Origin of the sequence: Vibrio sp. YT-15 (assembly GCF_033337445.1) — a bacterium.
Lineage (GTDB): Bacteria > Pseudomonadota > Gammaproteobacteria > Enterobacterales > Vibrionaceae > Vibrio > Vibrio alginolyticus.
The window spans coordinates 463,844-477,299 of the sequence record NZ_JAWOQR010000002.1 but is presented as its reverse complement, the minus strand read 5'-3'; the positions used below and the strand labels follow the sequence as shown (position 1 = coordinate 477,299).

The 13,456-nt window shown below is 43.0% G+C and carries 11 protein-coding genes; 5 read left to right on the top strand and 6 right to left on the bottom strand.

Translation table 11 applies throughout. The features are described 5' to 3' along the window. Window position 1: 1 nt before the first annotated feature. The 5 genes from R7D93_RS06310 (at window position 2) to R7D93_RS06290 (ending at window position 7,994) form a co-directional block, all read left to right on the top strand. On the top strand, window positions 2-865 hold the full coding sequence (locus R7D93_RS06310; protein ID WP_005377105.1) for an HlyD family secretion protein: 864 nt from the start codon (window positions 2-4) through the stop codon (window positions 863-865). 13 nt (window positions 866-878) lie between these two features. After that, window positions 879-2,234 (top strand): FUSC family protein, encoded by a 1,356-nt coding sequence (locus R7D93_RS06305; protein ID WP_054579570.1) that lies wholly within the window; start codon window positions 879-881, stop codon window positions 2,232-2,234. A 302-nt stretch (window positions 2,235-2,536) separates the two neighbouring features. Continuing rightward, window positions 2,537-4,192: a hypothetical protein gene (locus R7D93_RS06300; protein WP_213896113.1), complete on the top strand. Its 1,656-nt coding sequence runs from the start codon at window positions 2,537-2,539 to the stop codon at window positions 4,190-4,192. Between the two features lie 209 nt (window positions 4,193-4,401). Further along, window positions 4,402-6,441 carry a carboxylesterase family protein gene (locus R7D93_RS06295; protein ID WP_213896112.1) on the top strand — a complete coding sequence of 680 codons (2,040 nt, stop codon included), beginning with the start codon at window positions 4,402-4,404 and terminating at the stop codon, window positions 6,439-6,441. Between the two features lie 101 nt (window positions 6,442-6,542). Next, window positions 6,543-7,994: a phospholipase D family protein gene (locus R7D93_RS06290; protein ID WP_225496940.1), complete on the top strand. Its 1,452-nt coding sequence runs from the start codon at window positions 6,543-6,545 to the stop codon at window positions 7,992-7,994. Between the two features lie 58 nt (window positions 7,995-8,052). On the opposite strand, the gene R7D93_RS06285 is transcribed toward R7D93_RS06290, so the two are convergent. From R7D93_RS06285 to R7D93_RS06260, 6 genes are all read right to left on the bottom strand, one after another. Continuing rightward, on the bottom strand, window positions 8,053-9,711 hold the full coding sequence (locus R7D93_RS06285) for an autotransporter assembly complex protein TamA (RefSeq protein ID WP_225496938.1): 1,659 nt from the start codon (window positions 9,709-9,711) through the stop codon (window positions 8,053-8,055). A 336-nt stretch (window positions 9,712-10,047) separates the two neighbouring features. Then, on the bottom strand, window positions 10,048-10,512 hold the full coding sequence (locus R7D93_RS06280; RefSeq protein ID WP_005377099.1) for a DUF2846 domain-containing protein: 465 nt from the start codon (window positions 10,510-10,512) through the stop codon (window positions 10,048-10,050). Between the two features lie 169 nt (window positions 10,513-10,681). After that, on the bottom strand, window positions 10,682-11,308 hold the full coding sequence (locus R7D93_RS06275) for a LysE family translocator (RefSeq protein WP_033907480.1): 627 nt from the start codon (window positions 11,306-11,308) through the stop codon (window positions 10,682-10,684). Between the two features lie 327 nt (window positions 11,309-11,635). Continuing rightward, entirely contained in the window at window positions 11,636-12,262 is a 627-nt protein-coding gene (locus R7D93_RS06270) for a LysE family translocator (RefSeq protein ID WP_213868227.1), read from the bottom strand. Window positions 12,263-12,391: 129 nt separating this feature from the next. Beyond that, a complete protein-coding gene (locus tag R7D93_RS06265) occupies window positions 12,392-12,745 on the bottom strand; it encodes a DUF1428 domain-containing protein (protein ID WP_213868226.1) in 354 nt (117 codons plus the stop codon). Between the two features lie 97 nt (window positions 12,746-12,842). Then, complete coding sequence (locus R7D93_RS06260; RefSeq protein ID WP_054728580.1) at window positions 12,843-13,448, bottom strand: hypothetical protein; 606 nt, start codon at window positions 13,446-13,448, stop codon at window positions 12,843-12,845. Window positions 13,449-13,456 lie beyond the last annotated feature (8 nt).

Here is a 13,456-nt window from a genome sequence, read left to right as displayed (position 1 = left end):
CGTGATAAAACGTTATCTCATCACACTGCTACTACTGTGTTCCGCTGGCACCGTGATTTTCAGCTACTACCAATCATACTCTGACAACCCTTGGACTAGAGATGGCCAAGTTAGCGCGCACATCGTTTCTATAACCCCCCGCGTAACAGGACAAATCATCCAAGTCTACGTTGAAGACAATTCGCAAGTGAAACAAGGCGATTTGCTGTTTGAGATTGACCCAAGCATCTATAAAGCGGCGTACCACAAAGCGCTAGCAGCTCAAAAGCAAGCCATTGCATTACTAGCAAAGGCCAAAAATGAAGAGCAGCGAGCACTTAAGTTAGAAAAGCGCACACCTGGCGCCGTACCTGTACTGACATTGAATAACCTAGACAATGCAGTGGAGACAGCCGTTGCCAACGTAGAACTCGCGAAAGCCAATGTTGAAGAAGCCAAGCTAAACCTTGATTACACAAAAGTTTATGCGCCAACGAATGGTTATATAACTAATTTGAACTTACGCGTCGGCTCTCAAGTCGTCGCTAACTCCCCAGTCGTGGCTTTGATTGATGAAGACAGCTTTTGGATCGAAGGATATTTCAAAGAAACGGATTTAGTTGGCGTTGATCCACAAGATAAAGCCTACGTGACCTTAATGATGCACAATGAAGCTGTGTTGGAAGGAAAAATCAAAAGCATTGGCTACGGCATTGCGAAACAAGATGGTAGTACTGGTAACGATCTTTTGCCCAATGTGAACCCTAACTTTCAGTGGATACGCTTAGCTCAACGCATTCCAATTAAAGTTAAATTAGATCACTTACCGAAAGATTTTCAACTACGTGTTGGTATGACGGCCTCTATCAAAATCATCAAACAATAATGCGGTGGAATGTATGTTTAATGCCTCAACCAAAGAAGCAATCAAAGCTGCACTGTCTATCGTTATCGCGATCTGCCTTGCCTTATGGTTTCAATGGGAGAAACCGTATTGGGCAGCGATCGCAGTCGCGGTAATGGCATTAAATGAAAGCTTCGCTCACTCGATAAACAAAGGTCATAATCGCTTATTAGGAACCCTCCTTGGCATCGGTTATGCCTTTTTCCTCATCACGACGTTTTCTCAAGATCGCTTTTTGTTTCTCACCTTCTTCACCTTGTTTTTAGGTGCGTGCATTTTTATGTCGAGCGACGAAAAGTATGGTTATGTGTTCTCTATCGGTTTTGCTGTGTGCTCCATCATCGCATGTATGGGAGGATTTGATAGTCAAGCAACGTTCCACTTCGCTGTTCTTCGCATGCAAGAGACTATTCTTGGTGTGATCACGTTTTCTGTTGTGTACCGATTAGTCTGGCCAGTCAGTACAGAACAAAACTTCATTCAACGTTTTGAGGCCAGCAGAGAGGCGATGCTTAACGCTATGAAATCGCCCAATGATATAGATATTGAAGCTCTTGAGACCAACACCGCCAACATAGAAAAGTTATTCCAACTGGTCGGCTTACCACTTACTGGCAGCTACCACTTGAAAGAACATCGTCAGCTATGGCGTGCGCGTTTAAATGAGATGGCACAAATCCAAGACCGATTGCTAGAACAAGCAGATAAATCGCAAAGTCGTGAGATCGATTGGCCAACGCTAACGCAGCAACTTCAAAGCTTTGATATTAAAAATCCAAGTACGTCGCTCATTGGTCACGTTGCTTATGTTATGCAAAGAGAGAAAAACACGGTTTGGCATCACGAGCATCGGACCTTCATCCAGCATTTGAATGAAGACGGCAGAAAGGTACTGCAAGGTGTCTCCATGTTCGTGACGTCGCTGTTGATCTGGATTTATCTTCCTGTGCCCGGAGGTTTCATTTTTCCGATGCTAGCAGGCGTGTTCTCTTCAATCGTTCCTACTATGCCACCAAGCATTATTAAAGATGCATTTTTTGGTGTGATAGGCACTGGCACGGTGATTCTATTGCAATACATTTTCCTAATGCCAATGATGACCGAGCTTTGGCAGCTTGGGCTATTCTACTTCATCAACATCATCGTGATTTGGAAGGTATTTTCCACACCAAAGCTGATGGTACACAGAATTCTAGGTATTAACTTATTGGTTGTCTTGACATCAGGAGCGCTCAATTTAACCCCAGCGTATCGAATTGAAACGCCCTTGCTGATGCTGGTAAACATTATGATTATTTTGATGATTGCCAAGTTGTTTACTGATCTGTTTCGTGTTCGCGTTACGGTCTAAGCGTCACCTCCGTTCTTGAAACTAAAGCCCTGCATTGATTCTGCTCTGCGGGGCTGTTTGTTTGTGAGCTAGCCATTATTCCTCCGTAACCCATAAAGCGAGGATAGTATCCATCAAAAGCGATTAACGGTATTTCTCTTCACCTCATAAAATCCTCTCATTGATTCACGAAATGCAATCGAAAACTCTGCATTCACAACGTCAATCACAGCAAACACATCTATTTAACTGAACAAGAAGTTCAGTGACACATTAACTGTCTGAGTCTCGAAGGTTTGAGACTATTCAGAGTGGAAACTGTCATGAGTTTTTTTGAATTACGCGCCGGCAAGACGTCTTCTCTTACTGTGCTCGCGAGCGCACTAATGCTTACTACCCCCACTTTTGGCTTCGCCGCTGAAGAGACGACGACCTACAACGAAGTAATCGAGCAAGGCCGAGCACTGTTCGACAAATACGGTATCAGTCATGATTTACCAAAACTGGCCATCAGCTCTCTAGTTCAAGGCGAGCATTTGGTCGAGCATGCCCACCGAAGTGTTAAAATCGGTGATAGCGTTCGCGATTCGTCCGTCTACTTGGTCAAGAACACCGATAACAAAGGCAACATTGATCTGCGTATCAAGTACAACCCTGAACAACTCGATGAAAATGAAAAAGTACTTGATGAGATCGAAGCTTTCACACGAACAGAATACCGCCTTCGAAACTACGCGGAGAGTTTTGATCCGTCATCAGTAAGAGCCAAAGAGGATCAGAATGGTAATGTGATCATCAGTTTTAATTACTCAAAATACGGTCTTCCTCAAGATATCGCCTACTTTCGCTTTTTAAGCGTTGATATTGAGTTGGTTAATGGTGAACCGAAACGTATGGTCATTACCAACGATAAACCGTTCACACATCACAACTACCAAGTGGATTCTTACGATCAAGAGATCCTCTTCCAGAAGTTAACATCAGGCAAAATTGCGATTGCCAGTAAAAACACCAAGATAGTTGGTTCAAAGAAAAATAAACCCCTCGAAATGATGAGCAGCGTAAAACCGGTAGCGATTTATGAAGATAAGCTTGGCGTGCAAGTACTAGACGAAAAACGCTTGAATGAGGTCTCTGATCCACGCATGCAAGAAGCCAGTGTTAAGCTAGACCGCGTTTTTCCTTTAATGGGTGATATGATTCGTCGTCAAGGTATCGATTTGCCTCTGCCGTTTGGTGTATCGCTAGCGTATCGAAATCAAGATATGAATATTCCATTTAATGATTTCACGATTGAAGGCATCGGCCTTAATGAATTGTTTGATCCAGAAGACAGTGTCGGCATCGTGAGTGCTGAGAGCATGACGCTTCGTGGCGATGTAAACATCCTGCCATTTTGGAATGTATTTGGTTACATCGGAAAAGTTAATGTCGATGCCAATGTTGATGCCGCCTACACGGGTGAAGGTGGCCAGTACATAAAAGATAAGCTGAACGATAAACTGCCAGGATTAGGTGATAAGTTTTGCGATGGTTTATCTGCACTTTGTAGTCGCGGACGCCTAGACGTGCCGCTGCATTTGGAATATGACCTTCGTGGTATAGGTACAACCCTTTCGGTTGGCTATAAAGAATTCTTTGCTTCTGTCACTGGTACCTATTCGCAAACTCGCTTAAAGGGCTTAGATGATTGGGGCGATGGTATTGTTACTGTACAGCCGATGTTGGGTTATCAACTTGTCGATTATCGCACGCAGTTCTTTGTCGGAGCAGAATATCAAGGACTGGACGCTCGAATGGACGGGCATGTAAAAAGTGGTGATATCGAATTCGATTACGACATTGGTGTAGATCTTAATCAATGGGCGTTTTTGACTGGTTTCAATAAGCAAATCGGCAAAAACTACAACCTGACCTTTCTCTATAACAAAGGGGAAACTCGAGAGTCAGTAACCTTAAATCTTGGTTACCGTTTCTAGCTCTCATAAAGAGCCCGCCCCTAGACGATGGTAGGACTGCATCCTACAAAGGCGATTACTGAAACTGTCGCCGATGTCCTACCATTTGAGCCATCAATTCAACAAGCCATCCAACCATTCACGGATTAATGCCAAAGCGTCAGGACGTCGCTTGTTAGATGCCGTTTAACATTTTCGGTGTACGCACCAAATGACTTTTGGACATAACAATGACTTTACTCAATCGCTCAACTTTAGCCATTACCATCACTCTTGCCTTAGCAGCTTGCAGTGATGACTCTGGTAAACCTAGCGTTCCTAACGGCCCGAAGCCACTACAACCGTTACCGCCAGAGCAAATCGCTTTGGAAATTGGTGATGCGACCATTCAAGCGACCAAAGAGTCCCTTGTCATCACGCCTCTTGATGCGGATGAAAAACTGGCAGCGGTAGAGGCGTTCAAAGGTATCCAGTTTGCGCAAGCAGACCGCTTTCAGCACAGCATTGCGGTCCCACTTGAAGGCGATATTGATGCGACTCAGTTCGGTGATGCGTGTCCGCAATTAAAAACCACGACACAAACGCAATCAGAAAATTGTTTGAACCTAAACATTTGGCGACCTGCCGGGACAGAAGCGTACGCAGATTTGCCAGTTTATGTCTTTATTCACGGTGGAGACTTTGAATACGGCGCGGGCTCAGAACCGCTGATTCATGGTGATATGGTGGTTGCACAAGGTGCTGCCGATGGTAACCCGTTTATTGCAGTTACTTTTAACTATCGTTTGGGCTTGCTAGGCAGTGTTTGGATCGATGGTTTGGACAACCCTGAAGGCGGTAACTTTGGTCTAGGCGATCAAAAACACGCGCTTGAATGGGTTCAACAAAACATAGAGGCATTCGGCGGCAATCCGCAAAACGTGACACTCATGGGTCAAGGTGCGGGTGCCATGTCGGTGGGAATTTTACAGCAATCAAAAGGCGATGCTGCAATCGCAGGTGAGCACTTTCAACGTGCCATCATGCAAAGCAACCCTTACGGCTTTGAATATAAAAGTTACGATGTTGCCAAGAGCCAAAGACCAGAGCAAAGCGTTGAAGATCTTGCGTTACTACCACTTGAAGAGATCATGAAGGTACAAAGCGAGATGCTTGATCCTATTCAACGTCTTAAGAACTGGGTACTGACCGCCGTGAATATTCCGGTTATAAGCCCAACACGCGACAACAGCCCATTAGCTACATTGATGCCATTTGCGCCTTACATCGAGCATCGCCCACCAGCGTTTCTAGTGAAAGAAGTACCAGGCTATCACTTTACTGAGCAAGCCATTGAGAGTGAATGGATCGTACCAACGGTAATTGGCTCTAACAGCGCAGAAATCAATACTCTGGGCATGCTGCCGAGCCTGACATTTTTGATCCCAACTATCATTGAAATCTTGAGCCAAGAAGCACCAGAAATCATTGAAAGTGGTGACGAAACCTTAATCGTCGAATACATGGTTGAGTGGCTAGAATCGGAAACGAACTTAAACCGTTTACGCACCGAATATCGTTCATTACTCAGCGATTCAGCTTCAATTGAACTCGATCTTTCTGACTTATTGGAACTGCTGCCTAGCACCGCTTATGAGGCGATGACTAAGTTGTTCTTCGGTTTGGGGAACTCCGATTCAACCACGGAGTTACTTGCTCTGGCTGACTTCTTCCCTAACCATGAAAGCGAACTGAATGGCGCGGCCAAAAACATGCAGCAATTCAAAACCACGTTGCATGATTTGCTCTTCACGGGTCCAAACCGTCATAAAGTTTCAACTGAAGAAGCAACAGGAGCAACGCCAAGCTTCTACTACTTTGACTACAAACCTGGATTCAACGTATGGACTTACAACACCAAAGGTGAAAATGGCGATCTCGACGTTGGCGATTTACTCAAAAGCATCAGTTGTATTGTGGGCGCTTGCAATGCATCGGAATTACCATTTGTGTTTAATAAAGCATTAAAACTCGATGGTTCAAGTGTTCGTCCAGGTAGCAAAGACAAAGCAATGATGAACGAACTCTCTCGTATGTGGTTTAGCGAACGTTTATTTGAGGACTTCCAATACAGCAGTGCGACTGACCGAGTATTGCTGATCGATAACGATGGCGGCATTCAATCCACGCAAGACTGGGACAATGCTCATCACTCAGGCATCGATCCAAAACTGCGCCAAGGTCGCCTCAACGGTCTCGAGGAACTCGGGCTGATTCTTAGCCACATGTAACGTCATCTTCAGTCACTAAAAACTCGTTACCGAATACCTAAAAGCCAGTTCGCTGGCTTTTTTCATCCTTATTCCTTGAACATAATTGGGAAGGTTTACTCATGTTTCCTAACGCCCTTCGTGCTCTGCTAATCTTTATCTTCGGCGCGCTGTTGGTTGGCTGTGCCCAACCCTACCCTCAAGTTGAACCGGATTTTGAAGCCAATTGGCAAACTACTCAACATCAAGCCGAAGTTTACTTAATTCCTACCGCTCCAGAAGCCTTTGCTCGTCGCGTAGAACTGGTTAGAAACGCTCAGAAAAGCATCGATATGACTTACTTTTCTTGGGAGAGTGACACGCTTGGTTTGATGCTACTCAATGAACTCAAGCAAGCAGCAGATCGAGGCGTGCAAATTCGACTCACTCTCGATGATCTATTGGTTTTTAACGAGAAATGGCTTGCTGATCTCAGCGCTCACGACAACATTCAAATCCGTTTATTCAATCCGTTTGATTCACGTAAGTCAGGTTGGATTGGTCGCGCCGTCAACTTCTCTACTCATCAACAACGTTTGGACAATCGTCTACACGAGAAGTACTTCAACGTCGACCATCAATGGATGATTCTAGGTGGACGTAACATTGGCGACGACTATTTTGGTTACAGCCGTAAAGCCAACTTCTTTGATATGGACGTCTTGTTCAAAGGCAGCATTATTCGAGCGTTCGACCAGAACTACCAACAGCTTTGGGACAGCGAGCATGTTACCCCAATAGAAAACATCGTTAACGTTACCCCAAACTATTCCGCGTTTACTAAAGCGCTTAATAAAGGTGAGAAAGACAAAAGCATCATTCTGGCGGAAGTTGAAAAACAGGTTAAACACCTGACCAGTCCCGACTTCATCACTGCGCAAGTCACCCCCGTTTTCGACTCATTAAACAAGTTAGAAAACAACAAACCCTACTTTAGAAAACGTGCAGAACACCAAGTTTGGCAACAAATAGCCACTGCGTCTAAAGCCGTGATATCAACGCCTTACGTGGTACCAAATGATGGTGAATTTGCCTTTATTGATACCTTGATGGAGCAAAAAGCGGACATCACGTTAATGACGAACTCGTCTGCATCTAATGATTCTGGCTTTATTCCGGCTTATTACGAGAAGCACCGCCAAACCCTGTTGGATAAGGGCGTTTATATACTTGAGTACAAAAACCAAGCGAAAAATGACGACCATTACTTCCACGCGGATACTTATTATCACAACAAGACGGTGATACTCGATGATCGGCTGACTTATATCGGCTCATCAAACTTCGACCCAAGATCGGATTTCCTCAATGTGGAATTTGGTGTGTTGGTCCAAAGCGAAGCCTTTGCAGAACATGTCATGCACTACTTAACTCGACAACAAGATGAACTGTTTTGGCGAGTATCTCGAGATGGACAAGGCCAAACTCAGTGGCAATCAATGAATGAGATCCATACTAAGAATCCAAACTATGGTGGATGGCATAAGGCACCTAACTGGATATTCAAGAAACTGAATGGTGAGTTCGAACTCTAAACAATCAAGGCTTAAAAAGGCTCTCTATCTGCAAGGATGAGAGCCTTTTTAATGCCCGCTAAAACTGCGTGCCTAGCGAAAAGTGAACGCGGAATTGGTCTCCTTGAGGAGCATCTAAACCATAAGCAAAGTCCACTTTGACGGGCGCGTATTTTGAATTCCATATCAAACTCAACCCTGTACCGCTTTTCCAATCCACCCTATCGTTGAAGGCATCACCAACATCATAAAATGCCCCAAGCCACAGTTGGCGGTAGACCTGATATTGATATTCCAACCCAGCAGTAAACATGTAACGAGCACCGGTTAAATCGCCATTTTCGTCTCTCGGAGAGATGGATTCATAACCATAACCCCGAAGATTGCCATCACCTCCCGCAAAGAAACGTAATGATGATGGAATATCGCTCAAAGTGTCAGCGACATTAATGCCAACATTAGAACGAAAGTGAAACTTGTGTTTTTCACTAATGTCCCAAGACAGAACACTATTGCCCTCAATACGCAGCAAACGAGAATCGGAGAAAAAATTGGGATCCGAATATTCCAATGAGTAAACGTGACGGTGCTTTACTTCTAATTGATCGTTCTTGCGATCAAGCAGTGAAAATGTCACCCCCGGTAATAACAACTGTGATTCGTTATTCTCCGACGCTTGTTGATAACTTTCTTGCAAATAACGAACGTGCATGGTGCTTTGCCAATCACTGTCTAACTGCCAGTGTTTTTCAAACGATAAATCATTAGAAAAACTCGATGTGTCTCGATAGTCGACATGCTTAGATTCAAACTGAATCCCGTAGTAATCCGTTAGAACATTTTGGGTGGGAATTTTATAACCTAGTAATAGCGATTGTTCCGGTTTGGAAGCGTACGCTTGTGCCTCAAAACTGTGTCCACGTGCGTTATACCAAGGCTTGGTCCAGTTCAGCGAAGCGCGTAATCCCAAGTCTGTCGAATATCCTCCACCGACTTGCACAATATTGCGTGAATTCGGCTCTGCGAGCACTTCTATCGGCACCTTATAGCCATCGGATGTCTCCTCGAAATCCGCTTTCACAATCACACTGCGAAACCAATCAGTATTGGAGAGGTCGGCCTGATATTGACTCAATTTCAAAGTGTCAAAATCGTCGCCCCTTTCAAATGTTCTCATCGCTTCTATTCGTGCCGTTTCGATACCCGACGTAAGGACAGACAGCTCTCCAAATTGGTAACGAGAACCACTAGAGAAATGCAGATTCACATGGGCTTGATTCACACTTGGAATGACTTCCAAAGACGATTCGATAAAACGTCCATCCAAGTAACCTTTTTGCTGAGCCAATGAAATCAAGTTTCGCTTTAGCGTATCGTACTCAGAATGAAGCAACGGCTGCCCTTGTTTAAGTTGAGCTTGATTAATTAGTTCGATGAAATCCTGATCATTACTGGCCTCTCCCGACACAGCAATATTAGATTTTTTGACCAACATCACCTCCCCAGCGTCAACCTCAAGCGTGATGAGATCGTTCTCTGATCTCTGAACATTGAGCTCGGAATGATAGTAGCCATAAGGGTTTAACGCATTATTAACCATCTGCGTTAGTCGATTTGAGGTAATGTTTGAAACAGAGAGTTTCGTTAGTGGTGTAAGGTGACTTTCAAGATTTTTCTCTAATATTGGTGTTAGCCCTTTGATTTTAAATTGCGCTCCGAGTGCATGATGTAAAGGCATAGAAGCTAAAACTGATATACCTATTATTTGTTTAATGAGAGGAGACACACCGCTACCTAGTTTAGCAATACACTCGACAAGGTTAATGATGGAATGGCATATCTGTTAATCGCGTTTGTAGGATTGCTCCCTACGAAATCCTCTCGAAAATTCACGTTTCACAAGTAGATTCTTTGAACAATAAGTGGGCTCAAGCTAGGAGGTGGCAAATCATGCGGTCTGAAATAGGTATACTGTTTGCCAAAAATACAAAACCCAACGCTGAATGGATCTCATCAAGCGTTGGGTTACATTGATAATGTGTTTTTTAATCTAAAAAGCGGTCTGTTTGTAAAACTAGATCGAAGAACAGTTTCCTTTTTCTGCCATGTCGACTTTTAGTACTTCGGCTTTACCTTTGCTTTCGTCCACGAGTTCTACGCCCGCACCACCAACAAATACACCCATTTTAATGTATTGATTAACGAAATAATTACGGCCCTCTTCCGTTAAGATAGTTAAGTGATTTTCAGAAAACTCAGACTCTGTACTTACTTGATGTTCTTTATTGCCTTCGACCTCATGGTAGAAGAATACACCAGGAGCGGTTTCACCAATACATTCCCCATCGACGTAAACATACTTTTTAAGCGCTGCTCCGACAAAAGCATCTTCTCGGTAAATGTAAATCCCTGCGTTCCCCTTTTGAGGTGCTTCAAATGATTTCATTTGATTTGATACTGTCGAATCAACAGTAGGAACAGAAGCACAACCTGACAAACCCAAAAGGAATGCGGAACACAGAATTACTTTATTTTTCATGTTATTAACCTAGCTACGATAAAATCGCGCCAACCATACTATAAATAAATACGTTCACTTATTGGTATTTTTGAAATTTGTGATTCAACCTATGCAATAGCACTCATTTAACGTATAGATTGAGCAAACATTAGCCATATAATAATCACGAGAATAAAATGCCCTGTATCTAACGATCACTAAATGCCACTTTACTCGCTAGACTGATAAGTAGAATACCTGAAACACCTTCAAGAGTTCTTGAATAACGCTGAGAGTGTGGACGACTAAATACCCAATTACCCACAGATGCGTACAAAACGTTACATGTCGTCGCAAGTACGCTGAACAGCAAGCCAAGTACTAATAATTGCATTGATGTTGAGCTTGCAGACGTATCAATAAATTGAGGCAGAAACGAGAGAAAGAATAGCGCTACTTTTGGATTCAAGACGCTGACGATAACCCCCTGAACAAACACATTTTTATTATTATCAACATTTTTGTTTTCAACGATTTTACTTTCTCCACGCCACATAGACAGTAATGACTGAACACCTAAATAAACTAGGTAAGCGGCCCCTAACCATTTAACAACGCTAAAAGCCAAAGATGAACTCAGAATTATTGCTGACAAACCTAAACATGCCGCTAGTGTATGAAAAAAGTAACCAATACCAAGCCCCAGAGCCGCTTTCAGCCCAGCAGATAATTTACCTTTCATTGTATTGGAAACAATATAAATTACATCAGGTCCAGGAATCATGTTGATAGCGAGACAAGCGACAACAAATAATAATAGTGAGTTTGAATCCATTCTTTTCTCCAAATTAACGTCTTGCGGGATAACATTTCATCGAACTACAAGTAATGCAACGTCCAGGTTTCAATTGGTTATATTTAGTATTAACAACACGTTACTAATACTACAGCACTGCGCGAAGAGCACAATCATGAACAGTGATACGAATTAAATTATGGGCCTTTGTTAGCCCTTTGAATGATAATATTTAGCATCGTTTGGTTGTAAGCTTTTTCTAGCCAGCAGCTCTTATGGAAGTTAACAAATCGGCTACTTAGTATACTTAATAGACCGTCAAATCAGATAGATTATCTATTCTTATTTCTTCAAGCCTTTTTTGCTTCATTTTCCTGCCTCACTAAGCAGCAACTTAATACTTGCCACACCAAAAAATAACGCGAACACGCCTTCAAAAACTGCTTTGGATCTGAGATAGGTTTGCCTGACCTTTTTATACGCGAAAAGAAAAGCATAGCCAAAGAAAACCAAAGCACTAACCAGCCCTACAACAAAAATGACCGACAACAATTCCAACGGACTGGCCGTAGGAGGAACCCCTATCGAATAAAGCGCACCAAAAAACAGAATAGCCTTTGGGTTAGTTAAGTGAATTAACACTCCGGTTAAGTAGTTACCCTTCTCTGTCGTTACGTATGTTTTGGGTAACTTTAGCTGCTTGATGTTGCAGGCAGAATGTACGGACTTTAAAGCCAAATATAAAAGATAAAATGCCCCACAATATCTAAGAATTTCAAAAAGCCAAACATTGCTATAGAGTATGGTTGCGAGACCAAAAGCGGCTGAGGTTGACCAAAATAAAGACCCCGTTAAAACACCTGCAGCCAAATACCCTCCAAAGCGTCGACCGTGGTTCATTGACGTGCCTGCTATCGCAAGAGTTGCAGGTCCGGGGCTAGCGATGGCAGCGATAGCTGATACGACAATCAGTGAATAATTTATCTCTTCCATTTTTACTCTAAGCCTCCAAATGGAGTTTTATCAACACTTATCGCGGAATACTCTATTGAACGTACATCAGAAGCGTAATACTGATTAAAACACCAAGTGTCACGAATCGAGTTGAGATTATTTGGTATTTTACTGCTCCAAAATAACATCAAATCCGCCATAAATGAGACGCTTTCCATCAAAGGGCATTGGGTTATTGTCTGGACTCATTCGAGGATCACCCATGATCCGCAGCCACCCTGAGTCTCGAACTTCTTTTGAAGGCCAGACTACCCACGAAAACACAACGGTTTCGTTTCTTTCAGCGTTAACTGCCATGGGAAATGATGTGATCTCACCATCTGGTACTTCACTCCCCCACGTCTCAACAACCTTTAAGGCCCCAAACTCCCTGAACATTTCTGCTGCTATTTTTGCGTGTGCGATATACTTTTCTTTATTCGCTGTCGGCACTGCAGCGACAAACCCATCAATGTATGACATAAGTAAACTCCTTTCATTGGAGTTATAACCATAGCTCAATAAAAAGAATGCACATGATGCCAAACCATAGAAGCAGGTACGTAATACAGCTTGAGAGCTACATTCCTAGCTTGGACTTTATATGCATATTTGAAAGGTATGTGTTTGGATCAAGCTTGGTTAGCATATTTATAATCTCCAAAACACTCGAATACTCAATACGTTCCTCTTCAGCATGCCCGATCCCACCTATTGTAAAGTGAGTAAAGCGGTAATCACGATAAACGTTTTGCAGCTGACTAGAAATATCTTTGAGTAATCTTTTACTGAGGGCGAATGCAGGGTATTCACTACTTTCTGAAAGCTCTGCTGTAGAGCCAATAGATACAATATTGCATTTATCGTTAAGTGAACCTAAAGCGTTAAGCTCATTGACTAAATTAAGATACCCAATCGGACCAACATTCATAAACTCAATCAGTTCGTTTGTTGTCAATTCTGAAGACTCTCCCCACATCGACGCCAAATAAACGATGATGTCAAACTCTACACCTTTGAAGCACGTATAATCTGGCTTTTTACCGGGATCAACGTCAATACAAACAGAAGCGACTCCCTCCTCAACTAGCTTTGATCTAGAAATCGCATAAATTTCTGTACCCTGTAAGTTCGTAGCCAAGAACCTTCCTAGACCCTTACTACCTCCAACGATTAAAATCTGCATAACCCTAT